This window comes from Streptococcus sp. V913 (assembly GCF_054353455.1).
The window spans coordinates 99,692-125,822 of the sequence record NZ_JBTHHX010000005.1 but is presented as its reverse complement, the minus strand read 5'-3'; the positions used below and the strand labels follow the sequence as shown (position 1 = coordinate 125,822).

Below are 26,131 nucleotides of genomic sequence, written 5' to 3'. Positions count from 1 at the left end.
GTCAAAATTAAGATAACCTTGCTGCTACTCTATCTTAACGATTAAATAGACGTGAACGTCCTGAAGAGCCACTCTGAGTATTTCCACTCGAACTTGTTGTTCCCGAACCGCTACTTGAGCTTGGAGGAGTTACTGCAGGAATGCTTCCTAGAATATTCTTCCAAGCATTCTGATAATCTGCATCGCTTCCTCCAATAGCGAAGCGGTAGGCGGTTACTGGCGCCCCTTCTTTAGTAGCCCAGTAACTTGTTACGGTAGAACCGGAAACGTTAACTTCTTTGCCATTAATTGAAACCTTGCCCGGCTTCTCCCCTGTCGACTTGAGAACTTGTGACTTGGTCACGCTTGAGTCAAGATTAAAGCGCTCATTCCCCCAAATTCCAGGTTTTGCTTGTTGAATAGCATTAACCAAGTGGGCCATATAGTTGGCATTGCGGTAGTGGCCCGCCCCTTTGGCTAGCGGGCGGTTGTCATCGTGACCTAGCCAGCCACCCAAGGTCAAGCGAGGCGTAGAAAGCATAAGCCACATGTTTTCATCTTCATTGGTTGTACCAGTTTTTCCAATCCAGTCGGCGCTAGCGAGGCTTGGATTGATGGTAGCCAAGTCTGTCTGGAAACTTGAGGTAATCCGAGATGAAATAACATCGCGAAGCAAACTTTGCATAATGGTCGCTGTGGCTTTTGAGTAAACTTGGACAGGTTTATCTTTATGTTCATAAACCACTCGACCATCTGTTGACTCGATCTTCGCGATCATGTGTTTCTTATGGTAAACTCCGTTGTTGGCCAGAGTCTGATATCCGTTAGTATGCTGAGCAACTGTAACGTCAATTCCTCCGCCCATCGGTAAACTCTCAATACCATATTCTGGGATTTCGTAACCCATTTTTTCCATATAACCCTTGACATCAACCCCCTTCTCTCGAAGTGTACGATAAGTCCAGTAGGCTGGGATATTCCACGAATAGTTGAGGGCCTCCCCTAACGTCATCATGCCCGTACCAGGACTATTGACATACATGATGGGATTGCCGTTTGAAAAGTTGGTCGGATAGTTTGATAAGATACTTGCACTTCCCATCAGACCTTGGTCAATGGCAATACTGTAAGCCAATATCGGCTTAGTAGTCGAAGCAGGAGAACGTTTTGTATCGATAGCGTGGTTATTCTGATTTTTTTGATAATTGCGACCACCGACAAATCCAAGAATAGCTCCTGTTTGGTTGTCCATGAGGACATTCCCCACCTCAGGCTGTCCTGTCGAATCATCTAGCAGATAGCCGTAGGTTGCCACCGCATTTTGCATCGCAGCATGAACATTTTTATTGATAGTTGTCGTAATCTTATACCCACCATTTTCAATTTCCTTAGTCGCTAAATCACGATAAGCTTTCTGGATGGATTCATTCTTTTGCTCTTGTACAGAAACATTATCTCTCTGAATCAGATAGTCATACATCCGATCAGTAGCTTCTGCCAAGGTTGCAAAGTAGAGATAGTCACGCGAAGTACCACTGACACTACCAGATGGTAAGAAGTCTTTCTTAAAATCATAATCCTTGTACTTGTCGTAATCTTCCTGACTTAGAGCCCCTGTCCGGTACATGTTATAGAGAACATCTCTAGCCCGTTTGACCCCCAGAGCCAAATCCTCCTCACTCTTCATACTACCGTCAGATTCATAAGGGGAGTAACTGATTGGGCTCTGTGGCAATCCTGCAATAAAGGCTGCTTGAGGGACCGTTAAATCCGAAGCCTTAACCCCAAAGATTCCTTCTGCAGCCTGTTGGGCACCTGCAATATTTTGGCCTTTATGATTGCGACCAAAAGGAGCAATATTAAGGTAGGTTGTTAAAATCTCATCCTTACCCATAGCCCGCTCTAAAGCTAGAGCATCAATGATTTCTTTGGCCTTACGAGCTAGAGTGGGAGCATCCCCCACCACTTGCTGCTTGATAACCTGCTGAGTCAAGGTCGAACCACCACTGGATGACCCCAGACCGACAAAAGTTCCCAGGGTCGCACGAATAACGGCCTTAGGCACGACTCCCTTGTGCTCGTTGAAATTCTCGTCTTCTGTCGCAATAATAGCTTTCTTAAGGTTGTCTGAGATAGCATCTGAAGCGACTGAAGTGCGCAACAAATCGCCCTCGATCAAGGCAATGGTACTGCCGTCAGAATAAGTGATTTCTGAGATAGAGGCAATATCCTTCACTTGCTTGACCAACTCTTCTGCTTGAGGTACCTGGGCCTTGTCAAATAGAGCGACTCCATAACCCATAGCCACCCCAGCACCAAACAGTCCACCGATAAAACCTAGGATAAAGAGAGTATTAAAAACTATTTTAAACCCACTCAAAACCTTAGCAAAATTAGATCCTGCCCTTCCAACTTTGTCAGAAGAGGTCCCCTTTTTACCGGTTTTCTTATTAGCCAGTTTTTCTGCTAGTCTTTTCTTCCATTTTGCAATTCGTTGCATTAGCTGCTGGAAAAAATGCAGCATTTTTGTTTTTAATTCATTAATTCTTTCTTTCATGAATGTCCTCGCTTTCTCTATTATACCATAAAAGGGAAACTTTCAATAAAATAGCCACTTTCTTCCCTATTCTACTAGGCTATTAATCAAGTTTGTGATACAATAGGTAGAAACAATATTTTATAAAGGAGAAAAGACACATGCACATTTTTGATGAGCTAAAAGAGCGTGGTTTGATTTTTCAAACGACTGATGAAGAAGCTTTGCGCAAAGCCCTAGAAGAAGGTCAAGTTTCTTATTATAGTGGCTACGATCCAACTGCTGACAGCCTTCACCTAGGCCACCTTGTCGCAATCTTGACCAGTCGTCGTTTGCAATTAGCAGGTCACAAACCTTATGCGCTCGTTGGCGGTGCTACAGGTCTCATCGGAGATCCGTCCTTCAAAGATGCTGAGCGTAGTCTCCAAACAAAAGACACAGTAGATGGCTGGGTCAAGTCTATCCAAGGACAACTTTCTCGTTTTCTTGACTTTGAAAATGGTGAAAACAAAGCTGTCATGGTCAATAACTACGACTGGTTTGGCAGCATCAGCTTCATCGACTTCCTCCGTGATGTCGGAAAATACTTCACTGTCAACTACATGATGAGCAAGGAGTCTGTGAAAAAACGGATTGAAACTGGAATTTCTTACACTGAGTTCGCTTACCAAATCATGCAAGGATATGACTTCTACGTCCTTAACCAAGAGCACAATGTTACCCTGCAAATCGGTGGTTCTGACCAGTGGGGAAATATGACAGCTGGTACCGAATTGCTTCGTCGTAAGGCTGACAAGACAGGCCACGTGATTACAGTTCCCCTTATCACGGATGCGACTGGTAAGAAATTTGGTAAATCAGAAGGGAACGCAGTCTGGCTCAACCCTGAAAAGACTTCTCCATACGAAATGTACCAATTCTGGATGAACGTCATGGATGCTGATGCTGTTCGCTTCTTGAAGATTTTTACCTTCTTGTCACTCGATGAGATCGAAGACATCCGCAAGCAGTTTGAAGCGGCTCCACATGAACGCTTGTCTCAAAAAATCCTGGCTCGTGAAGTCGTGACTCTTGTCCACGGAGAAGAAGCCTACAAAGAAGCCCTCAACATCACTGAGCAACTCTTTGCTGGAAACATCAAAAACCTTTCTGTCAAAGAACTCAAACAAGGACTTCGTGGAGTGCCAAACTACCAAGTACAGGCAGACGAAAATCACAACATCGTAGAACTCCTCGTATCTTCTGGTGTGGTTAATTCAAAACGTCAAGCCCGCGAGGATGTTCAAAATGGAGCTATCTACGTCAACGGTGATCGTATCCAAGACCTTGACTATGTCTTGAATGACGCAGATAAGTTAGAGAACGAACTCACTGTTATCCGTCGTGGTAAGAAAAAATACTTTGTATTGACTTACTAAACTGTTCAACATTTATCTATAAACAAAGGAGTTAACCTCGAGAAAGGTAACTCCTTTTTGCTGTTAATAACTCTCATCTATCTATTTTTAATAGACAGACTACGCAAGACAATGCGCAAGGTTGTTAGATTATGTAAGATAGAGAGATTTGAAGGACTGAGCCAATTAAACAAGCCAAAGCCAATCAAACTACTATTTACGACAACGGTATCTTGAATATTCTTCTTGATGAGTATTTGCAAAGATGATGATAGCGAATCCAACTCTTGGAAGAAATCCAAGCGATTATCTAACAATAAGATATCACTCATCTGCTTAGAAATATCTGCGCTTTCATTCATCACCACACCGATATCTGATAGGGTTAGAGCCGCTGAGTCATTCAATCCATCTCCAACCATCAAAATAGTGTGACCTGCTTTCTGCAGTTCCTCTACTAACTCAAATTTCCCATCAGGTTTCAAGTCTGTATAGACCTGATCAAAGGGCAAATCTTTGACTAATTCCTCTGTTCTAACCAAGGTGTCCCCTGTTGCCAGAATCAATTTTTTCCCTTGTGCCTTAAGTTTCTCCAAGGCTGCTTTTGCTTCTTTTCTCAAAGGAGTATGAATGCAGAACATTCCAATCAATTCATTCTGGTAGGCTAAGAATAAGAGATTGTAGTGATTCTTGTACTCTTCAATCAAAGCATGTTGTTCCAAACTAATATGAATCTGCTCATCCTGCATCAAGACATAATTTCCAATAACAACTGGTTGGCCATCTATATGGGATTTGATTCCCTTACTTGCGATATATTGGAGTTTCCCATGCATTTCCTCATGTTCAATCCCCTCTATCTCGGCTTGTTTGACAATGGCATTAGCAATAGGATGATAAATGTGTTCCTCAAGACAGGCACTGATTCTGAGAATATCTTCCTCGCTATAGTCCCCAAAAGGTAACACCTTTTCAACTATAGGATAGCTAGTTGTGATTGTTCCTGTCTTATCAAACAAGAAAGTATCAACTTCCAGATATTTCTCTAGAACATCCCCATCCTTAATCACCATTTCACGGTTCAACCCCTCTTTGATAGCTGTCAAATAAGCTACAGGAGTAGAGATTTTCAAAGCGCAGGAGAAATCAACCAATAGGAATGAAATAGCCTTAGAAAAAGAACCTGTTAATAAGTAAGTCAGACCAGCCCCCAAGAAATTATATTTGACGACCTTGTCCGCCATCTTGATGAAATAGCGTTGTTTAGTTTTCTTGTTTTCTTCAGATTTCTTCATCAACTCAATCAGCTGTAAAATACGGCTGTTCATCTGATTATCGGTTACACGAATGCGTAGCTCCCCAGTTTCCAAGACTGTGTTTGCACAAACCGAATCAGACTCTCTTTTTTCAACTGGAAAACTCTCTCCCGTCAAGGAACTTTCGTTGACCATACCTAAACCTGAAACTACTTGTCCATCAAACAGAATTTCATTTCCTTGAGATAGGACCAAGACATCTCCTATTTGAACATCGGAACTCTTGATACTAACGACCGTATCGCCCTGTACTAAGAATACATCGCTCTCTTTTGCAAGAAGACTCTGTTCTAAATCTGTTGCAGTTTTTTTCAAGGACCACTGATCTAAATGATTCCCCAAATCAAGCATAAACATGATGTTGCTGGCAGTCTTGGATTGGTTCATAAACAAAGACAATAAAATAGCCGAACAGTCCAAGACTTCCATCGTTAGTTCCTTACGCGCTAGTGTTTGATAGGCTTCTTTAACATATCCAAAAGCCTGATAACAAGTCCATATATAGCGAATAGGAGACGGCACAAGACTACGAAAAAGCACACGCTTAATCGCTGCACCTGAAACGATAGAATAGGCACTCTCTTCTCTACGAACAGGAAGAGTCATCAACTCAGAAACTTTCCCTTTATCAATCCTTTTTAAAAAGGCTTCTGCATTGTCTAATACAGAGAAGCCTTCTTTTATACGTAGGGTAAAGTGCTGTTGATCCATGTAAAACTGGATAGACTCAATTCCCTTCTCATCTCTCGCCAAGGAACGAAGATAGTCTTGAATATCCAAGGTAAGTGAAAAAGAAGATGATAGTCGGATATGTTGATATCCTCTATATAGCACTTTAAAAGACATATTATTCTCCTATAAGGCTATCTAATTGCTCTTCTTTTTTCTCTTGCTCATACAAACATTTAGCATCTTGCAAAACATCGTCTCCATGTTGTTTCACAACAGAAACAGATGCATCTAGCTCGTCTTTCAACTTGTAAGCCTTAGCCAAAGCTTTAGAATAACCTTTTTTAGCTTCCTTACTTGCTAAGATTTTCAAACCAAGGGTACCAAATGCGACACCACCCAAAAATAATGAAGATTTTTTCGCAACTTTTGCAACGGTTAATACTTCTTTTAACATACTTATTTCCTCCTTATCATTATTATATAGCAATTTAGATATAAAAGCAATTTCATTTTATAAATTGGAGAATTAGTTTTATTTCTACTGAATCTCCCATCTACTTGCTCCTAAAGTTGCTTTCACTTGCCTCTTTTGATACACTTAAACTATGAATACAAATCTCAAACCCAAACTTCAACGCTTCGCTGCTGCGACTGCCTTTGCCTGTCCTATCTGCCAAGAAAATCTAACCTTAGTAGAGAGCAGTCTCAAGTGTAGCAATCGTCATTCTTTTGACTTGGCAAAATTTGGCTATGTCAACTTGGCTCCTCAAATCAAGCAATCTGCCAACTACGACAAGGAAAACTTTCAAAACCGCCAAGAAATCCTAGAGGCTGGCTTTTATCAGGCTATCTTAGAAGGTATCTCCGACTTACTAGCCACTAAACCATCCGCAAAAACAGTCTTGGATATCGGTTGTGGCGAAGGCTTCTACTCTCGCAAGCTCCAAGAAAGTCACTCTGACAAAACCTTTTACGCCTTTGATATTTCAAAAGATTCCGTTCAAATCGCTGCTAAGAGTGAACCCAACTGGGCGGTCAACTGGTTTGTCGGCGACCTGGCTCGTCTTCCTATAAAAGACGCCAGCATGGATATCCTGCTTGATATCTTCTCGCCTGCCAACTATGGGGAATTCCGTCGCGTTTTATCCAAAGACGGTATTTTGATCAAGGTCATCCCAACCGAAAATCACCTCAAAGAAATCCGTCAAATGGTGCAGGACCAGCTGACAAAGAAGGATTATTCCAACCAAGATATCAAAGAACATTTCCAGGAACATTTCAGAATCCAATCTAGTCAGATTGCTTCCTTAACAAAACCTATCTCGGCTGAGCAACGCCAAGCCCTGCTTGCCATGACGCCCTTACTCTTTCACGTTGACCATACCAAGATTGACTGGAGCCAACTGACAGAGATTACCATTGAAGCAGAGATTTTGGTTGGGAAAGCACTGTAATTAAAACTTTCAGATAAGACAAAAACCCGCACCTCTTCTTGAGGCGTGGGTTTAAATTGCGATTTTTCAACTGTCTATCCGAAAAGTGGAAAAAATTTTAACCTCTCCATTTATTTTCGATTCGAAATGACAAATTTATCAATGAATAATAAGTGAAATGAGGCAAGTGTAATCCCCAAATAGCACCCATGATAAGAGATTTCTTGATGGGTAAGTGGAAAAAGAGTACGATTCCCCATCGAGAGTGATGACAAAACCACAAATAGTATCCAGAATAAATCAGTCCATTTATATTTTGAAAAATATTTTTTCCACATATAAACACCTTCTTTCTTCACCACAATGCTATTATGATACAAATTATAAGCGGATACAAGAAATACGAGGCCATCAACTACGAAGAATCATGAGACTGAAATACAGTAAAAAGCAGTATTTCTAAAACTTCAACGTATCTATGATTTATCTCTTTTTAGACCTGATTGGCTAAAATCCACATCATTCAAAAAAGCGATTAGTATAAATTTTGTATCTTAGTTCAAGTGCCAGATATCTTCGTTGTACTGAGCGATTGTACGGTCAGATGAGAAGAATCCTGCTTTGGCAATGTTGACGATGACTTTATCCAACCATGCGTCACGGTTTTCGTAGTCAGCAAGCATTTGCTCTTTCACCTTGATGTAGTCTTCCAAGTCTAGGAGAGTCATGAACCAGTCTTTGTTGATCAATTCGTTGTAAAGACGTTCCAAGCGTTCTTTCTTACCTACTGCAAGAACAGCGTCGCTGACGATGAAGTCAACCAATGGTTTGATAGCTTTACGAGCGTAGAATTCGCTTGATTTGTAAGCTGCTTTTTCATAAAGGTCGATAACAGTTTCAGAGTCTTCACCAAAGATGTAGATGTTTTCGTCGCCAACCAACTCAGCGATTTCCACGTTAGCACCGTCCATAGTACCAAGAGTCAAGGCTCCGTTCAACATGAATTTCATGTTACCAGTACCTGAAGCTTCTTTAGAAGCAAGTGAGATTTGTTCTGAGATGTCACATGCTGGGATGAGGAAGCTTGCTGCAGTAACGTTGTAGTTTTCAACCATAACCACTTGCAAGTGTGGAGCTACTTCTGGATCATTTGCAATCACTTCTGACAAGCAAAGGATCAAGTGAATGATGTCTTGGGCGATTGTGTAGGCAGGAGCTGCTTTACCACCAAAGAAGACTGTGATTGGACGAGCAGGAATGTTCCCAGCCTTGATATCAAGGTATTTGTGAATCACATACAAAGCGTTCATTTGTTGACGTTTGTACTCGTGAAGACGTTTGATTTGGATATCAAAGATAGAGTTTGTATTGATTTCCACACCTTGGTGAGCTTTCAAGTGACGAGCCAATTTACGTTTGTTGTGAGCTTTGATATCTTCCAATTTTTCTTTGACAGCAGCTTTGTCTTCATAAAACATTAGATTTTGTAGCTCTTCTGCTTGATGGTGCCAACCACGTCCAATAATATAGTCTAGATAGTGAGACAAGCGTGGGTTAGCATGCATGAGCCAACGACGGAAAGTGATACCGTTTGTTTTATTGTTGAATTTTTCTGGATAAATATCATAGAAGGCTTTCAACTCAGAGTTCTTCAAGATTTCAGTGTGGAGTGCTGCTACCCCGTTAACACTGTATCCGTAGTGGATATCCATGTGAGCCATGTGAACACGTCCGCTCTCGTCGATGATTTGGACAGCTGGATCTTTGTATTCTGCCTTCACACGACGGTCCAATTCTTCAATGATTGGTACCAAGTGTGGAACCACTTCTTGCAAGAATTCAAGTGGCCATTTTTCAAGGGCTTCAGCAAGGATGGTGTGGTTAGTGTAGGCTGTCATGCTGCGAACGATTGAGATGGCTTCGTCAAGTTCGATACCACGAGCAGTCAAAAGACGGATCAACTCAGGGATCACCATTGATGGGTGAGTATCGTTGATTTGGACAACTGCGTAGTCAGCAAGGTCATGCAAGTTGCTTCCTTTTTCAATTGCTTCGTCGATGATCAATTGCGCACCGTTTGAAACCATGAAGTATTGTTGGAAGATACGGAGCAATTCACCTTGACGATCACTATCATCTGGGTAAAGGAAAAGAGTCAAGTTACGAGCGATGTCTGTCTTGTCAAAGTTGATACCATCTTGGATGATTGAAGAATCAACTGAATCCAAGTCAAACAAACGCAAACGGTTTTTAGTTGCTGTTTTGTAACCAGGCACATCGATATCGTAAAGAGTAGATGTCAATGTAAAGTGCGCAAATGGCACTTGGTAGCTACGACTTGAGCGAACCAACCAGTTTTGGTCAGTCAACCAAGCGTTAGGAACCGTTTCTTGTTGGTTGTTTTTAAGAACTTGTTGGAAAAGACCAAAGTGGTAGTTCAAACCAACACCGTCACCGTTCAGACCAAGTGTAGCGATTGAGTCAATAAAGCAGGCTGCCAAACGTCCCAAACCACCATTCCCTAGAGATGGTTCCAATTCGACTTCTTCGATTTCGATCAACTCTTTACCTGCATCAGCAAGTTCTTTTTTCACATCGTCATAAAGACCAAGGTTGATCAAGTTGTTTGACAAGAGTTTACCGATCAAGAACTCAGCTGAGATGTAGTAAACTTTTTTCTTACCAGTATTTAATTTCTTTTGCGCACTAGCTTGCTTGGTGTAGTTGAGCAAGGCAATGTATAATTCTTCGTTTGAACATTCAGCAATTGTTTTTTGATGATGATCAATCACATATTTTTGTAATGATTCCATGTTGAGAGTCTCCTTTTGTTTCAACAATAATTGTAAATAGAGGAAAGCCTACTTGTGTAAGCACGCTTTCAGTATGATTAGGATTCTGCTTTTTGAACTTCTTTTGGCTTCAAGTCTTTATTTTCACGGCGATAGATGGTTGTAAAATCAAGCAATTCTTGCTCGACAGCAGGAGTCAATTGATCTTCAGTCATACGCCAAGACCAGTTTCCGCCAAGAGTAGATGGGTAGTTCATGCGAGCTGACTCATCTAGTTCTAGCAAGTCTTGCATGGTTGCAATAGCCATGAAGCTAACGGATGAAAAGACTGTGCGAAGCATTGCGTGTGGCACTGTTTCGTACTCTTTACGGTTCGTGTAACGAGCCATGTATTCACGAGTTGGATCGTCGATTTCATTACGGTACCAACCAAGAACCGTATTGTTATCGTGTGTTCCTGTGTACATAACAGAGTTGGCAGGTGCCAAGTGTGGACTATCGATACTTTCATCTTCTGGGTTGAAGGCGAATTGAAGAATCTTCATTCCTGGAAAGCCAGTACGTTCACGTAACTCAATCACTTCATTTGTCATGAAACCAAGGTCTTCCGCGATGATGTTTAGCTCACCAAGCTCTTCCTTAACGGCTGCAAAAAGCTTATAGCCTGGGCCTTTCACCCATTTACCAGGGGCCGCTGTATCGGAACCAGCAGGGATTTCCCAGTAAGATTCAAAGCCACGGAAGTGGTCGATACGAACGATATCGTAGATCTTGAAGCTTTCGCGCAAGCGTTCAATCCACCATTTGTAACCGTCTTTGTCCATGGCTTCCCAGTCATAGATTGGGTTCCCCCAAAGCTGACCAGTAGCAGAAAACTCATCTGGTGGACATCCTGCGATGCAAGTTGCTTTACCAGTGACATCTGTCTTGAAGAGATGTGGATTTGCCCACATATCGCTTGAATCTTCCGCTACGTAGATAGGCATGTCCCCAACGATTTCGATGTGGTTGTCGTTAGCGTAGGCTTTCAATTTCAACCATTGTTGGAAGAAGAAGTATTGAGTCACACGGTGGTAAACCAACTTGTCTGCCAATTTCTCACGGTAGCTTTCAAGTGCTGAAGCTTTACGCGCACGAGCATCTGCATCTGGCCATTCTGTCCAAGCAAGATTGTCAAAATGCTCTTTGATCGCCATATACTCAGCGAAGAGTTCAAGCCATGATTGGTTATCTTGAGCAAACTTCTCAAAATCTTTGACATCACCCACTTCCAAGAAGCGTTTAACTGCTTTTTCTAAAAGCGGACGACGTGCATAATAAATCTTCGCATAGTCAACTTCAGATGCATCGCTACCAAAGTCAACACCTTTAAGATCACTGGCTTCGAGCAAGCCTTGCTCTACCAAGATATCAAGGTCGATAAAATGCGTATTTCCAGCAAAGGCTGAGAATGATTGGTATGGAGAATCTCCATAGCTTGTTGTCCCGAGAGGGAGGATTTGCCAGTAACGTTGCTTCGTACGAACCAAGAAATCAACGAAATCATAGGCAGTTTGGCCAAATGATCCAATCCCGTATGCTCCTGGCAGAGAAGAGATGTGCATCAACACACCACTTTGACGTTTTTTCATAATAGCACCTCATGTGTTTGTTATAAAACGTTGCGCAATCAAGACGCAAACGTTTGCGTTAAATTAAGTATAGCGTATTTTAAACACAAATGCAAGCGTTTTTAGAAACTTTTTTTTGATTTCTTTTTCTTTGAATGGATCTTGGTTCTACTGTTATTTTATGAAACGAACACTTTTCCTATAAAGTTTTGCTTATTTAAGATAGTTGAAATTAAAAACAGCCTCATTTTCGCTAAGAAATCAGCCTGATCAATGCAATCGTTTCCCTTGTACCTTTTCAAATCAAGAAAAAGAAAATTTTTGCTAAAAAAGCTTGCAACCGTTTTCTATTTGTGCTATACTAAGCTCATAAAGGAAAACGTTTGCGTTTCCCGAATAAATTATAACTGTTATTCTTTAGGAGGAATACACTATGTCATCTAAATTCATGAAGAGCGCTGCTGTGCTCGGAACTGCTACTCTAGCTAGCTTGCTTTTGGTAGCTTGCGGAAGCAAATCTGCTGACAAAGCTGCTGATACTGGTTCATCTGAAGCGAAAGAACTCACTGTATATGTAGACGAGGGCTATAAGAGCTACATTGAAGAGGTTGCTAAAGCTTATGAAAAAGAATCAGGAACAAAAGTTACCATTAAAACTGGTGATGCTCTTGGAGGTCTTGATAAACTTTCTCTTGACAACCAATCTGGTGAAGCACCTGATGTTATGATGGCTCCATACGACCGTGTAGGTAGCCTTGGTACTGACGGACAACTTTCAGAAGTGAAATTGAGCGACGGTGCTAAAACAGACGATAAAACAAAATCTCTTGTAACAGCTGCTGACGGTAAAGTTTACGGTGCTCCTGCCGTTATCGAGTCACTTGTGATGTACTACAACAAAGACTTGATAAAAGAAGCTCCAAAAACTTTTGCTGATTTGGAAAACCTTGCTAAAGACAGCAAATACGCTTTCGCTGGTGAAGATGGCAAAACTACTGCCTTCCTAGCTGACTGGACAAACTTCTACTACGCATACGGACTCCTTGCTGGTAACGGTGCTTACGTATTTGGCCAAAACGGTAAAGATCCTAAAGACATCGGTCTTGCAACCGACGGTTCTATCACAGGTATCAACTACGCTAAATCTTGGTACGAAAAATGGCCTAAAGGGATGCAAGATACTGAAGGTGCTGCAAACTTGATCCAAACTCAATTCCAAGAAGGTAAAACAGCTGCTATCATCGATGGTCCTTGGAAAGCTCAAGCGTTCAAAGATGCTAAAGTAAACTACGGTGTCGCTACTATCCCAACTCTTCCAAACGGAAAAGATTACGCAGCATTCGGTGGTGGTAAAGCTTGGGTCATCCCATCAAGCGTTAAGAACCTTGAAGCTTCTCAAAAATTTGTAGACTTCCTAGTTTCAACTGAACAACAAAAAGCATTATACGATAAAACTAACGAGGTCCCAGCTAACACTGAAGCCCGTTCATACGCTGAAGGCAAAAAAGATGAGTTGACAACAGCCGTGATTGAACAGTTCAAGAACGCTCAACCAATGCCAAACATTTCTCAAATGTCAGCTGTTTGGGATCCAGCTAAAACAATGCTCTTTGACGCTGTAAGTGGTAAAAAAGATGCTAAGACAGCTGCTAACGATGCTGTTACATTGATCAAAGAAACAATCAAACAAAAATTTGGTGAATAATTGAATTCGTTACAAGGGGGGAGAATACAAATCCCCCTTTGATTTTATAAATTTACGAATGATTGCAGTTGCCTATCTAGTGATTGGAGACAAACTTCAATCTCGTATCCTATGAAAGGAGTATTCATGGAAAACCAACAACCTAGCAAAGCAGCCTTGCTTTCAGTGATTCCTGGGTTAGGACAGATTTACAATAAACAAAAGGCCAAAGGTTTTATCTTCCTTGGTGTCACTATCGTGTTTGTTCTTTATTTCCTAGCACTTGCAGCCCCTGAATTGCACAATTTGATCACTCTTGGTGACAAGCCAGGTCGTGATAATTCCCTCTTTATGCTGATTCGTGGTGCATTCCATTTAATCTTTGTAGTCGTTTATGTGCTCTTTTATTTCTCAAATATTAAAGATGCACATACAATCGCAAAACGTATTAACAATGGAATTCCTGTCCCACGTACTTTTAAAGATATGATCAAAGGTATTTATGAGAATGGTTTCCCTTACCTCTTGATCATCCCATCTTACGTCGCTATGACATTTGCGATTATCTTCCCAGTTATCGTAACCTTGATGATTGCCTTTACCAACTATGACTTCCAACACTTGCCACCAAACAAATTGTTGGACTGGGTTGGTTTGACTAACTTTACAAACATCTGGAGCTTAAGTACCTTCCGTTCAGCCTTCGGTGCGGTTCTTTCTTGGACCATCATCTGGGCCTTGGCTGCTTCTACCTTGCAGATTGTCATTGGTATATTTACAGCAATCGTTGCCAACCAACCATTTATCAAAGGAAAACGTATCTTTGGTGTTATTTTCCTTCTTCCTTGGGCTGTTCCAGCCTTCATCACTATCTTGACATTCTCAAACATGTTTAACGATAGTGTCGGAGCGATCAACACTCAAGTATTGCCTATCTTGGCTAAGGTTCTTCCTTTCCTTGACGGTGCTCTTATCCCTTGGAAAACAGACCCAACTTGGACGAAGATTGCCTTGATTATGATGCAAGGTTGGCTAGGATTCCCATACATCTACGTTTTGACTTTGGGTATCTTGCAGTCGATTCCTAACGACCTCTACGAAGCGGCTTACATCGATGGTGCCAATGCTTGGCAAAAATTCCGCAACATCACTTTCCCTATGATTTTGGCTGTTGCAGCACCAACATTGATCAGCCAATACACCTTCAACTTTAACAACTTCTCTATCATATACCTCTTCAACGGCGGAGGTCCTGGTAGCGTTGGTGGTGGAGCCGGTTCAACTGATATCTTGATCTCATGGATTTATCGTTTGACAACAGGTACATCTCCTCAATACTCTATGGCGGCAGCTGTTACCTTGATCATCTCTATCATTGTCATCTCTATCTCTATGATCGCATTCAAGAAACTACACGCATTTGATATGGAGGATGTCTAAGATGAATAACTCAATCAAACTCAAACGTAGACTGACTCAAACCCTCACTTACCTCTACTTGATTGGTCTTTCAATCGTGATTATCTATCCACTTTTGATTACTATTATGTCAGCCTTTAAAGCAGGTAACGTCGCAGCCTTTAAACTAGATACTAACATCGACTTCAATTTTGATAACTTTAAAGGACTCTTTACTGAAACCTTATACGGTACTTGGTATCTCAATACCTTGATTATCGCCTTGATTACCATGGTTGTTCAAACAAGTATCATCGTACTTGCTGGTTATGCCTACAGCCGTTACAACTTCTTGGCTCGTAAACAAAGTTTGGTCTTCTTCTTGATCATCCAAATGGTACCAACAATGGCCGCTTTGACAGCCTTCTTCGTTATGGCCCTTATGTTGAATGCCCTTAACCATAGCTGGTTCCTCATCTTCCTATATGTCGGTGGTGGTATCCCAATGAACGCTTGGTTGATGAAAGGTTACTTTGACACCGTACCAATGTCTCTTGATGAATCAGCAAAACTAGATGGTGCAGGACACTTCCGTCGCTTCTGGCAAATTGTTCTCCCACTCGTTCGCCCAATGGTTGCAGTACAAGCGCTCTGGGCCTTCATGGGACCTTTCGGAGACTATATCCTCTCTAGTTTCTTGCTTCGTGAGAAAGAATACTTTACAGTTGCCGTTGGTCTACAGACCTTTGTCAGCAATGTGAAAAACTTGAAGATTGCCTACTTCTCAGCAGGTGCTATCCTCATCGCCCTTCCAATCTGTATTCTCTTCTTCTTCCTACAAAAGAACTTTGTTTCAGGACTTACAAGTGGTGGCGACAAGGGATAATTTATCCCCGCCACCCTTTTTCATTTTGATCTTGTTTCTAAAGTTGAAAGATTAGACACAAGACCGCAAATAGTAGCAAAATCAGCTTTTCAGTAAGCAATTTATCTACTAGACTTGAAATAAAGCACATTTCTCTATATAATAATACTCATATAGAAAACACCTTTTAGAAAGATACAAATGCTTCCATATCCATTTTCATATTTTTCAAGTATTTGGGGATTTCGTAAGCCCCTGTCAAAACGTTTTGGACTCAACTGGTTTCAACTCCTCTTTACTAGCATTTTCCTCATCAGCTTGTCCATGATTCCAATTGCCATCCAAAACAGTTCCCAGGAGACTTATCCGCTGGAAACCTTTATCGATAATGTCTATACTCCACTGACAGATGAAGCAATCATGGACTTATCAGAGAATGCACAAATCGTTGATGGAAAGCTGAACTACTCAGGCACTAAGAATCAGCAGCCTTCTCTTCTGATTGGTCCAAGTCCAAGTAAGGAATTGCCAAAGGATTTGCAACTTCATTTTGATACGAAAGAACTCGTCATCAGTAAGGAAAGTAAGGAACTAACTCGCATTCGCTACCACGCCATTCAAACGGAGAGTTTCCAGAGTAAGGAAGATCTAACCCAGGCTATTTCTAAAGACTGGTACCAGCAGAACCGTGTCTATATCAGTCTCTTTCTCGTCCTTGGTGCTAGCTTCCTCTTTGGATTGAATTTCTTCATTGTCTCCCTTGGAGCTAGTCTTCTCCTTTATATCACCAAAAAATCACGCCTCTTTTCATTTAGGAGCTTTAAAGAGTGCTACCATTTTATCTTGAACTGTTTAGGATTGCCAACTTTGATTACGCTTGTTTTGGGACTTTTTGGCCAAAATATGACAACCCTTATCACTGTACAAAACATTCTTTTTGTTCTTTATCTGGTCACTATTTTTTACAAGACACATTTCCGTGATCCAGATTATCATAAATAGGAGATTTTTATGCCCGTTACGATTAAAGACGTGGCCAAGGCTGCAGGTGTCTCACCTTCAACCGTAACCCGCGTTATTCAAAACAAATCAACGATTAGCGATGAAACCAAAAAACGAGTTCGCAAGGCTATGAAGGAGCTCAACTACCATCCCAATCTCAATGCTCGTAGTCTAGTTAGCAGCTATACTCAAGTTATCGGTTTGGTATTGCCTGACGACTCGGATGCCTTCTACCAAAATCCTTTCTTCCCATCTGTCCTACGAGGGATCGCCCAAGTCGCGTCTGAAAACCACTACGCTATTCAGATTGCAACGGGGAAAGATGAAAAAGAACGTCTCAATGCTATTTCTCAGATGGTTTATGGGAAACGTGTCGATGGTCTGATCTTCCTCTACGCTCAAGAAGAAGATCCACTGGTGAAGCTCGTAGCAGAAGAACAGTTTCCTTTCCTCATCCTTGGAAAATCCCTCTCACCCTTTATCCCACTTGTCGACAATGATAATGTCCAAGCCGGTTTTGATGCAACTGAGTATTTCATCAAAAAAGGATGCCAACGAATTGCCTTTATCGGAGGAACCAAGAAACTTTTCGTTACACAAGACCGTCTAAGAGGCTACGAATTGGCACTCAAACAACACCAACTTTCGATTGATACTAACCTTACCTACTTTGCAACAGAATTTCTAGAAGAAAAAGGTTATCAATTCAGTGAACTCCTATTTAATCATGATCCGCAGATTGACGCCATCATCACAACCGACAGCCTTCTAGCTGAAGGGGTTTGCGACTACATCAATAAACACCAATTAAATGTTCCCGTCTTGAGTTTTGACTCTGTCAACCCTCGACTCGACCTAGTAGCCTATGTGGATATCAATAGCTTAGAACTCGGGCGCGTTTCCTTTGAAACCATTCTCCAGATTATTAACGATGCCAAAAACAATAAACAGATTTGTTACCGCCAGTTGATTGGGCACAAAATTATCGAAAAATAAAGACCAGCCTCAAGGCTGGTCTTTTGAGTATGATTAATTGTCTGTTTCTACGAATCGTCCTAGGATGTGGACATTCTCAGATACAGAGACAAAGGCTGTCGGATCGACCTGTTTCATGATGTGTTTAAAATCATTAAACTCTGCTCGCGTGATAACCGTAATCAAGACTGCTTTTCTCTCATGATTATAGGTTCCTTCTGCATCGTGGATCATAGTTGCTCCGCGGTGCAATTTTTTATGGATTTTTGCGATTACCTTGTCAGGATTATTGGTCACAATCATGGCCTGCATGCGTTTTTGCTTGGTAAAGACCGCATCTGTCACACGGCTCGATACAAAGATGGTAATCATAGAGTAGAGGGCGTATTTCCAACCAAAGGTTAGACCTGCTATCAGCATGATGGTTCCATTTACCAGGAAAGAAATGCTACCGACATTCTTACCTGTCTTCTTACGAATGGTCAGACTGACGATATCTGTACCTCCGCTAGAAATATTGTTACGGAGTGCAAAACCAATCCCTAAGCCCATGACAACACCCCCAAAAAGGGCATTGATAATGGGATCCTCTGTCAAGGTCACAACTGGTACAAGCTGGATAAAGAGGGAACTCATGGATACTGTAATAAAAGTAAAGACCGTAAATTTATGTCCAATCTGATACCAAGCTAAAATCATCAACGGAAAATTGATAGCATAAAAGGTTAGCGATATCGGAATGTAAAAGCCAAACCAGTGATTACTCAAGGCAGAGATAATCTGTGCCAGACCCGTCGCGCCACTGGAGTAAACGTGCCCTGGTTGAAAAAAGAAATTGACTGCTACTGCTGACAAAAAGCCATAAACCAGAGAAGCCGATACTTTCTCATCATATTTTTCCCGAGAGATACTTTGTAAAACTCGTAAGATTTTTATCTGATAAGCAAAGCGGCGCAGATAATAGCGCCACCGCTTAATTCGTTTTGCTTGTTTCATCTTCTTCTACTTGTAAGCTGAGTTCCTCTAGTTGTTTGAGAGCGACTGTTGATGGAGCTTGTGTCATTGGGTCGGTTGCCTTATTGTTCTTAGGAAAGGCAATGACTTCACGGATATTCTCTTCTCCTGCAAGCAACATGACAAAACGGTCAAGTCCAATAGCCAAACCACCGTGTGGTGGGAAACCATAGTCCATGGCTTCAAGAAGGAAGCCAAACTGGTCATTTGCTTCTTCAGCTGAGAAACCAAGAGCCTTGAACATGCGTTCTTGAAGGTCTTTTTGATTGATACGAAGACTACCACCACCAAGCTCATAACCATTCAAGACGATATCGTAAGCAATGGCACGAACCTTAGCCAAATCACCTTCTAATTCGTGAGCTGTTTCTTCCTGTGGAAGGGTAAATGGATGGTGGGCGCTCATGTAGCGACCTTCTTCTTCAGACCATTCAAACATTGGCCAATCAACCACCCAAAGGAAATTGAATTTATCGTTATCAATCAAGTCAAGCTCTTTGGCAATACGTCCACGAAGGGCACCAAGGGTTGCATTGGCTACCTCAAGCGTATCTGCCACAAAGAGAACCAAGTCCTTATCTTCAAGATCAAGTGCTGCAGTCAATTCTGCTTGGATACCAGTCAAGAACTTGGCAACTGGTCCGTTTAATTCTCCATCAACCACCTTGACCCAAGCAAGACCTTTGGCACCGTACTGTCTGGCTACTTCGGTCATCTTGTCAATGTCTTTACGTGAATAGTTATCTGCAGCTCCTTTGACCACAATGGCTTTTACAGCAGGAGCTTCTGAAAAGACTTTGAAATCAACACCCTTGACAACTTCTGTCAAGTCCTGAAGCAACATGTCAAAACGCGTATCTGGCTTGTCAGAACCATAAAGAGCCATCGCATCATCGTACTTCATACGTGGGAATGGAAGTGTTACTTCGATGCCTTTGGTTTCTTTCATCACGCGCGCGATCAAGCCTTCGGTGATATCTTGGATTTCTTGCTCCGTAAGGAAAGACGTTTCCAAGTCGACCTGGGTAAACTCAGGCTGGCGGTCACCACGCAAGTCCTCGTCACGGAAACATTTGACGATTTGGTAGTAACGATCAAAACCAGCATTCATCAAAAGTTGCTTGGTAATCTGTGGACTTTGAGGAAGAGCGTAGAAATGCCCTTTATTGACACGAGATGGCACCAAATAGTCACGCGCCCCTTCTGGCGTTGATTTAGAAAGGAATGGCGTCTCCACATCGATAAACTCCAACTCATCCAAGTAGTTACGGATAGAGTGGGTCACCTTAGCACGAAGCTTAAGGTTTTCTAGCATTTCTGGACGACGAAGGTCAAGGTAACGGTAACGCAAACGTGTATCGTCATTGGCCTCAATCCCATCCTTAATCTCAAAAGGTGTTGTTTTGGCTGTATTAAGCACTGTCAAAGCTGTCACGTTCAACTCTACCGCACCGGTCGGCAATTTATCATTTGCTTGCTCACGCGCAGCAACTTGTCCAGTCACCTCGATGACAAATTCGCTACGAAGGCTTTCAGCTGTTGCCATGACTTCTGCTGAAACTTTTTCTGGATTGATAACCAACTGCATGATTCCTTCACGGTCACGAAGGTCGATAAAGATCAAACCACCAAGGTCACGACGACGGCCAACCCATCCTTTCAAGGTCATTTCTTGTCCGATGTGTTCCTCACGAACACGACCAGCATACATACTACGTTTCATTGTTTCTCTCCTCTTTTATTCTGTTACTATTTTACCATAAAAGCGCAGGCTCTTCATGAAAATCAGCAGAAAAGTTTGATTGTCTGTAAAAATCAAAATGAACAGCTAAAAAATCATGACAACATCAAAAAATCCGATGAAGACGCCATCGGATTTTCTTATTTCGATTCTTGACCTTCTTTACGTTTTTCTGCGATTTCAGCCGCTTTTTTAGGCAGAACAATCTCCGTCGCATAAGCCGAAGCAAAACGCAAGACACCTGCAATAGGCGCAAAGACAACTGCTAGATAGTTGTAAAAGAAGTCGCCTTTAAAGGCATAGGCAAGTGCCCCGATGATAAAGAAGAGAACGACCGCCTGTATCACTGCTAATAAAATTACTCGTTTCATGTGACCTCCTGACTCTATTATAGCATGAGTATCATCAAAAAGCCGATTAAATTATTCAAAGCGTGTAAAGAAATGCTATAAAGAAGGCCTTTTCGGCTTACATAAGCCAAACCCAAACTCAATCCCAGACTAGCATAAACTAAAAACTGTTGCAAAGTCCCTGGAAAATGAATCAAGGCAAAAAGCACACTCGATACGAGGAGAAATAAAGCTGTCTGTTTGCTGTTGTTCTGCTTAGGAAAGAGATAGCGCGCCAGCATCCCTCTAAAGATGAGTTCTTCCGTCAGAGGAGCAAAGACCACTACCATAAAGAAACCAAAGACAGGCTGTGCGACTGTCAGTTGAGATACGATTTGTTGATTGACCGACGGATCATCTGGCAAAAAGAACTGGGCCGTAATCGCCACTAGCAAAACCAGGGTAGGCAACCAGATATAACGATTAAAAGCAGTCGTCTGGATGCTAACCTTTTCTGTCTGATACCATCTGTAAACTCCATAAACATAGGCCCCTGATAGGGCGACATAAAGTGGCAAGACTCCAAAGATCGAAGCCCCTAGGTCAAGAGCTGACAGCGCCATACTCTGAACCAGACCATAGCTAAAGAAAAAGGATAGAACAGCTAGAAGAAACCAGCCAAGATTTTTAAGTAAGTTCATATGTTCCTCCTACTTTCCTTTATAACTATTTTTCAATACGAAGAGACTAGCTAATCCTAGTAGAAGGATCCATGCTAGCAAAAGACCAAGACTTCTCAAAGATAACTCTCCACCACCTGCTTTTAACAGACTTACCAAAGGACCAATGAAAGAATAGTCCAACAATTTTTGCGCAGTTTCATTTTGAACGGCAAGAACGGGCAAGAAAGAGACGGTCAGCATAGGAAAAATACTATAGACTTGCGCCTTAGACTGGGTATCTGATACTGCACCGATAAGAAGATTAAGAAAGATTATACTGATGGTCGCTAGAAGCAGATAGAGGCCATAGGTAAGAAAGTAGTTTGTCAAATCAACTTTAAGATATAGGGGGAGAACAACCATAGAAAGAAGCATCACTAGAAGAGGAAGAACCATCATACTCATAGTATACTCTGTTGCTGTCACACCACTTAGTATGAGTGATTTAAGATTACGTTTTTCCTTATCCTCAGCCATCATAATCGATACCATATAACCACTTCCCATACTCAAGACCATCGTCAAACTCATAGAGAGGAGAAACATACTCAATTCTCCACCCTTGTTTAAGAATTCATTATACAGGATAGCAATACCAAAGGGCATTAATAAAGTCGCTAACAAGGTTGAATTGCTAATAAGAACTTGCAACCTTAACCAAAAAAGGGCATTTAATTTTCTAAACATCTAACTTTTCTCCTGTCAATCTAATAAAGATTTCTTCTAAAGTCGGTTCACACGAATGAACAGCTATTAGATTTGTCGTATTCAAATGAGGCAATTCTTCAAAAGGAACCACTTGTTCGCGTCCATCTTGATAGCGTAAACGAACCTTTTTATCCACATGGTATTTCTGGATAATCTCTTGTGGGCTACCATACTCAATCAAGATTCCCTTATTTAAAAGAGAGAGGCGATCGCAAAGCAAGGTTGCTTCATTCATATCGTGGGTTGTTAAGAAAATCGTTGTCCCAGCCTGCTTCAATTCTTGTAAGAGAGCATGAATCGATTTTGAGGTGGTAGGATCAAGACCACTTGTTGGCTCATCCAGAAAGAGGATTTTAGGGGCATTTAGAAGAGCACGAGCCAAGAACATCCGTTGTTTCATACCTGTGGATAGTTTTTCCGCGATAAGATTTTTGGCATCTGATAACCCAACTTGATCAAGCACTGTATCTACTCTAGAAGCTTTAAGGCCATATAATTTTGCATAAATGAGCAGATTTTTATAGAGGCTCATCTTTTCATAAAAACCACTGCCATCACTAACAATACCAATTTGTTCCAAATCATTTGAGGTTAAATCTTGAGAATTCTTGCCTAACAAAACTGTTTTACCTTGATCTGCAGCCAACTGTCCTGTTAAGACATTGATCATAGTTGTTTTACCAGAACCTGAAGGTCCTAGGAAGCCAAAAATTTCACCCTCCTGAATCTCGAAAGAAATCTGATGCAGAGCTTTCTTACTTCCAAAACTTTTGCTTACATTTTCAACACGAATCATAGGAACTCCTTTTACTTAAAGTAACGTTTTGTTTTGCGTAATTGTGCAAGGTTAATATAAATGTGAATAGCAACCGCTATAATTAAAGCAATCAACTGTACTTCACCTAACACCAGTGATACAACCATCAAGAGAATATAGATAGCTGGCAAGATCGTCTGATTAATCTTGAACAAGATTAAGTAAGCTTCTTCCATTTCTGCTTGTTTTTCTCCCTCATCATAGGTATCTAGGAATTCTAACATTTCCTTAGAGGTTGCCATGATAGAAAGTTTATAATTACGAATCAAGCTAGTCGTGTTGAAACAGTAGCTACCCACAAAAATTACAAGTATGGTTAAGAGAAAAGGAGATAAAGATAATCTAAACTCAGGAAACATAGCAACTAAGCTGAATAACATACTAATTAGCAAAGTACTGTTAGCCACTGTACCATAATCTAAGAAACGATACATCCTAATATAGTCTTGTTCACTTTGTTCATCGTCTTCTTCTCTTTGGTAGTTATTGTAGGCTTTACGACTCATTCTGGTAAAATAAAGAGCTAAAATTGTTGAAATAATCCCAAGCCAGAAAAAGAAGGTATCCAAAACAAACAGTACTTGATCTTTAGAAATTTCTGAACGAAGACCAGCAAAACCAGTACCGATCATTCCCAATAAAACACCTAACAGTATACTCCCCAACAGAATTAATAAATGTTTCTTTTTCATATTCATCCTCTTTCTAAACTAAACCAATCCAACTAACCACTGACCAAAGGCTTTACCTGATTCAAAAATAGCTGTCAATCCCTCTGAACCAAGTGATACTAAAATCAAACAAACAGCAAACAAAAGAATAGCTTGGTTTCTAGCTTTTTTTACTCCATCTCCCAAGGGTTCATTGCCAAGCCAACCTGCTAGATAGGCATAGAGAGTTACTGTTATAATCCCAATCTCTGTCGAAGAGAGAAACAGCAAGACTGTCACCAAACGAACGATATTGGCTTGAATATTAAAATAATTTCCTAAACCTGCACAAACACCCGCAAGTTCTTTGTGTTCCGTATCTACTTGAAAATCTGCTAAAAACTTTTTCATATTCATTCTCCTTTTTCGCTTGTTAGATTTTTTGATTTCTTTTCAATCCATTCAATTACTGGGATGAGAGCAAAGTAGGCCCAAACAAATTGGTCGCTTTGATATGGATTAAACCAGCCTAGGTCCATCCCAATCAGTAGAAATACGCTGACTAATAGAGCTATGGCAACTACATAATAGATTACTTTATACTTGTTCATCATTTTTCTCCTTCTTCTTTAACCAATTGAAAATGGACAAGAGGACTAAATTAATCCAAAACAAATACTTACTTTCAACAAAATAGAACCAACCCAGTAATGTTCCAACCATAGCGAAAGCATTCACAATAAAGGCAAAAACACTCATATAATAAATCACTTTATACTTATTCATTCCTCATCCTCCTCTATCCGAAATACCGACTCGACTGGTTCATTGAATATCTGCGAAATCTTCAGGGCGATCACAACTGACGGGGTGTATTCGTCCCGTTCTAGTAGGCTAATGGTCTGTCTGGAAACTCCTGCTAACTTGGCCAGTTCGGTTTGATTGAGACCATCGCGAGCCCGAAGCTCTTTTAAACGATTTTTAAGCATTCCTTTCTCCTTTACTCTTAACTTGCTTATATTGTAACACATCTTTTTCTTTTTGACAACTATATTTGTCAAAAAGTTTATGATTTTTGTCATTTTGCAAAAGAAAACGGTCAGGAGTAAGGTCCTGACCAGTTTTAAATACTATTAAAAGCCTAGTTTTTCAAAGATTTCTGAGAAATTTTGATTGATAGCATCAAGTGACACTTGAACTTCTTCTCGAGTTTGGTTGTTCTTGACTGTCACTTGTCCGCTTTCGACTTCGCTCTCTCCTAGGGTGATAAGGGTCTTAGCCGCAAAGACATCGGCTGACTTGAATTGAGCTTTGAGTTTACGGTTGAGGTAATCACGCTCTGCTTTGAAACCTTGTTGGCGAAGAGCTTGTACTAGCTCTAGGGCTTTGACATTTGCTCCTTCGCCCAAGACAGCGATATAGACATCTAGAGCGTTTTCGATAGGGAGAGTCACACCTTGCTTTTCAAGAATGAGAAGCAGGCGCTCTACACCAAGTCCAAAGCCAAAGCCAGCAGTCTCAGGACCACCAAAGTAGGCAACCAAGCCATCATAGCGACCACCTGCACAGACTGTTAAGTCATTGCCCTCGATTTCAGTGATGAACTCGAAAATGGTATGGTTGTAGTAGTCCAGACCACGTACCATATTGGTATCGATGATGTAGTCTACACCCAGATTTTCTAACATCTGACGCACAGCATCAAAGTGAGCCTGGCTTTCTTCATCAAGGAAGTCCAAGATAGACGGCGCATTCTCTACTGCCACCTTGTCTTCTTTTTCCTTAGAGTCCAAGACACGGAGAGGATTTTCATCCAAACGACGTTGGCTATCCTTAGACAAGATCTCCTTGAGCGGTGTCAAATAGTCAATCAAGGCCTGACGGTAAGCCGCACGGCTCTCAGGATTTCCAAGAGTGTTAAGATGCAATTTGACACCTTGGATACCGATTTCTTTCAAGAAATGAGCTGCCATAGCGATCGTCTCCACATCGGTAGCTGGATTGCTTGAGCCAAAACACTCAACACCAATCTGGTGGAACTGACGTAAACGACCTGCCTGTGGACGCTCATAGCGGAACATAGGGCCCATGTAGTAAAATTTGCTTGGCTTTTGCACTTCTGGAGCGAAGAGTTTATTTTCCACATAGGAACGGACAACTGGCGCAGTTCCTTCTGGACGAAGGGTGATATGACGATCACCCTTGTCATAGAAATCATACATTTCCTTGGTTACGATATCCGTTGTATCTCCGACAGAGCGACTGATGACCTCGTAGTGCTCAAAAATAGGCGTGCGCACTTCTGCATAGTTATAGCGCTTGAAAATTTCACGGGCAAAGCCCTCAACATACTGCCACTTGGCAGACTCAGCAGGTAAAATATCCTGCGTTCCTTTTGGTTTTTGTAATTTCATAGGGAATCCTCTTTAAACTTAATAGTCTTATTTTACCATAAATAGAGGGATTAAAACAGTGAGAGTAGGAATTCTCA

General features: G+C 41.3%; 25 protein-coding genes. 7 read left to right on the top strand and 18 right to left on the bottom strand.

Annotated features, from left to right (window positions below):
• Nucleotides 1-34 precede the first annotated feature (34 nt).
• Nucleotides 35-2,536, bottom strand: a complete 2,502-nt coding sequence (gene pbp1b / locus ACXYSL_RS08805; RefSeq protein WP_458624514.1) for a penicillin-binding protein PBP1B — start codon at nt 2,534-2,536, stop codon at nt 35-37.
• Between the two features lie 140 nt (nt 2,537-2,676).
• On the opposite strand from pbp1b, the gene tyrS reads away from it, so the two are divergent.
• Nucleotides 2,677-3,933, top strand: coding sequence for a tyrosine--tRNA ligase (gene tyrS / locus ACXYSL_RS08800; protein WP_458624513.1), 1,257 nt, complete (start codon nt 2,677-2,679; stop codon nt 3,931-3,933).
• A 77-nt stretch (nt 3,934-4,010) separates the two neighbouring features.
• Here the strand turns inward: tyrS and ACXYSL_RS08795 are convergent, their stop codons facing one another.
• Both ACXYSL_RS08795 and ACXYSL_RS08790 read right to left on the bottom strand, forming a co-directional pair.
• Complete coding sequence (locus ACXYSL_RS08795; RefSeq protein WP_045618039.1) at nt 4,011-6,074, bottom strand: heavy metal translocating P-type ATPase; 2,064 nt, start codon at nt 6,072-6,074, stop codon at nt 4,011-4,013.
• A 1-nt stretch (nt 6,075) separates the two neighbouring features.
• Nucleotides 6,076-6,354, bottom strand: coding sequence for a DUF6110 family protein (locus ACXYSL_RS08790; RefSeq protein WP_458624512.1), 279 nt, complete (start codon nt 6,352-6,354; stop codon nt 6,076-6,078).
• Nucleotides 6,355-6,505: 151 nt separating this feature from the next.
• On the opposite strand from ACXYSL_RS08790, the gene ACXYSL_RS08785 reads away from it, so the two are divergent.
• Nucleotides 6,506-7,354: a putative RNA methyltransferase gene (locus ACXYSL_RS08785; protein WP_070534834.1), complete on the top strand. Its 849-nt coding sequence runs from the start codon at nt 6,506-6,508 to the stop codon at nt 7,352-7,354.
• Between the two features lie 110 nt (nt 7,355-7,464).
• Here ACXYSL_RS08785 and ACXYSL_RS08780 read toward each other — a convergent pair whose 3' ends face one another.
• The 3 genes from ACXYSL_RS08780 to malQ all read right to left on the bottom strand — a co-directional run bounded on the left by ACXYSL_RS08780 (nt 7,465) and on the right by malQ (nt 11,756).
• Nucleotides 7,465-7,671, bottom strand: coding sequence for a hypothetical protein (locus tag ACXYSL_RS08780; protein WP_009013759.1), 207 nt, complete (start codon nt 7,669-7,671; stop codon nt 7,465-7,467).
• A gap of 216 nt (nt 7,672-7,887) precedes the next feature.
• The gene (gene glgP, locus ACXYSL_RS08775) at nt 7,888-10,146 is read right to left on the bottom strand and encodes a glycogen/starch/alpha-glucan family phosphorylase (protein ID WP_458624511.1); all 2,259 of its coding nucleotides are present in this window, start codon (nt 10,144-10,146) and stop codon (nt 7,888-7,890) included.
• A 77-nt stretch (nt 10,147-10,223) separates the two neighbouring features.
• Nucleotides 10,224-11,756, bottom strand: coding sequence for a 4-alpha-glucanotransferase (gene malQ / locus ACXYSL_RS08770; protein ID WP_458624510.1), 1,533 nt, complete (start codon nt 11,754-11,756; stop codon nt 10,224-10,226).
• Between the two features lie 412 nt (nt 11,757-12,168).
• On the opposite strand from malQ, the gene ACXYSL_RS08765 reads away from it, so the two are divergent.
• From ACXYSL_RS08765 to ACXYSL_RS08745, 5 genes are all read left to right on the top strand, one after another.
• On the top strand, nt 12,169-13,440 hold the full coding sequence (locus ACXYSL_RS08765; RefSeq protein ID WP_458624509.1) for an extracellular solute-binding protein: 1,272 nt from the start codon (nt 12,169-12,171) through the stop codon (nt 13,438-13,440).
• Between the two features lie 126 nt (nt 13,441-13,566).
• Complete coding sequence (locus ACXYSL_RS08760) at nt 13,567-14,859, top strand: carbohydrate ABC transporter permease (RefSeq protein ID WP_162279193.1); 1,293 nt, start codon at nt 13,567-13,569, stop codon at nt 14,857-14,859.
• Between the two features lies 1 nt (nt 14,860).
• Nucleotides 14,861-15,703: a sugar ABC transporter permease gene (locus ACXYSL_RS08755; RefSeq protein ID WP_167266530.1), complete on the top strand. Its 843-nt coding sequence runs from the start codon at nt 14,861-14,863 to the stop codon at nt 15,701-15,703.
• A 180-nt stretch (nt 15,704-15,883) separates the two neighbouring features.
• Nucleotides 15,884-16,684 (top strand): DUF1189 domain-containing protein, encoded by an 801-nt coding sequence (locus ACXYSL_RS08750; protein WP_458624508.1) that lies wholly within the window; start codon nt 15,884-15,886, stop codon nt 16,682-16,684.
• A 9-nt stretch (nt 16,685-16,693) separates the two neighbouring features.
• Nucleotides 16,694-17,680, top strand: a complete 987-nt coding sequence (locus ACXYSL_RS08745; RefSeq protein WP_458624507.1) for a LacI family DNA-binding transcriptional regulator — start codon at nt 16,694-16,696, stop codon at nt 17,678-17,680.
• A 33-nt stretch (nt 17,681-17,713) separates the two neighbouring features.
• Here the strand turns inward: ACXYSL_RS08745 and ACXYSL_RS08740 are convergent, their stop codons facing one another.
• From ACXYSL_RS08740 to hisS, 12 genes are all read right to left on the bottom strand, one after another.
• Nucleotides 17,714-18,655, bottom strand: coding sequence for a YitT family protein (locus tag ACXYSL_RS08740; protein ID WP_250315672.1), 942 nt, complete (start codon nt 18,653-18,655; stop codon nt 17,714-17,716).
• Entirely contained in the window at nt 18,633-20,396 is a 1,764-nt protein-coding gene (gene aspS, locus ACXYSL_RS08735; protein ID WP_458624506.1) for an aspartate--tRNA ligase, read from the bottom strand. The genes ACXYSL_RS08740 and aspS overlap by 23 nt, the downstream gene beginning before the upstream one ends.
• 158 nt (nt 20,397-20,554) lie before the next feature.
• Nucleotides 20,555-20,785: a hypothetical protein gene (locus ACXYSL_RS08730; protein ID WP_458624505.1), complete on the bottom strand. Its 231-nt coding sequence runs from the start codon at nt 20,783-20,785 to the stop codon at nt 20,555-20,557.
• A gap of 17 nt (nt 20,786-20,802) precedes the next feature.
• On the bottom strand, nt 20,803-21,444 hold the full coding sequence (locus ACXYSL_RS08725; RefSeq protein WP_458624504.1) for a lysostaphin resistance A-like protein: 642 nt from the start codon (nt 21,442-21,444) through the stop codon (nt 20,803-20,805).
• A gap of 9 nt (nt 21,445-21,453) precedes the next feature.
• Nucleotides 21,454-22,152, bottom strand: a complete 699-nt coding sequence (locus tag ACXYSL_RS08720) for an ABC transporter permease (protein ID WP_458624503.1) — start codon at nt 22,150-22,152, stop codon at nt 21,454-21,456.
• The gene (locus ACXYSL_RS08715) at nt 22,145-22,969 is read right to left on the bottom strand and encodes an ABC transporter ATP-binding protein (RefSeq protein ID WP_458624502.1); all 825 of its coding nucleotides are present in this window, start codon (nt 22,967-22,969) and stop codon (nt 22,145-22,147) included. The genes ACXYSL_RS08720 and ACXYSL_RS08715 overlap by 8 nt, the downstream gene beginning before the upstream one ends.
• 11 nt (nt 22,970-22,980) lie before the next feature.
• Nucleotides 22,981-23,682, bottom strand: coding sequence for a DUF3169 family protein (locus ACXYSL_RS08710; RefSeq protein ID WP_458624501.1), 702 nt, complete (start codon nt 23,680-23,682; stop codon nt 22,981-22,983).
• Nucleotides 23,683-23,700: 18 nt separating this feature from the next.
• Entirely contained in the window at nt 23,701-24,051 is a 351-nt protein-coding gene (locus ACXYSL_RS08705) for a PspC domain-containing protein (protein WP_458624500.1), read from the bottom strand.
• 2 nt (nt 24,052-24,053) lie between these two features.
• Nucleotides 24,054-24,251, bottom strand: a complete 198-nt coding sequence (locus ACXYSL_RS08700) for a hypothetical protein (RefSeq protein WP_458624499.1) — start codon at nt 24,249-24,251, stop codon at nt 24,054-24,056.
• Nucleotides 24,238-24,426: a hypothetical protein gene (locus ACXYSL_RS08695; protein WP_268719029.1), complete on the bottom strand. Its 189-nt coding sequence runs from the start codon at nt 24,424-24,426 to the stop codon at nt 24,238-24,240. The genes ACXYSL_RS08700 and ACXYSL_RS08695 overlap by 14 nt, the downstream gene beginning before the upstream one ends.
• Nucleotides 24,423-24,629, bottom strand: coding sequence for a helix-turn-helix transcriptional regulator (locus ACXYSL_RS08690; RefSeq protein ID WP_000916948.1), 207 nt, complete (start codon nt 24,627-24,629; stop codon nt 24,423-24,425). The genes ACXYSL_RS08695 and ACXYSL_RS08690 overlap by 4 nt, the downstream gene beginning before the upstream one ends.
• A 144-nt stretch (nt 24,630-24,773) precedes the next feature.
• Nucleotides 24,774-26,054: a histidine--tRNA ligase gene (gene hisS, locus ACXYSL_RS08685; protein WP_458624498.1), complete on the bottom strand. Its 1,281-nt coding sequence runs from the start codon at nt 26,052-26,054 to the stop codon at nt 24,774-24,776.
• Nucleotides 26,055-26,131: the final 77 nt, after the last annotated feature.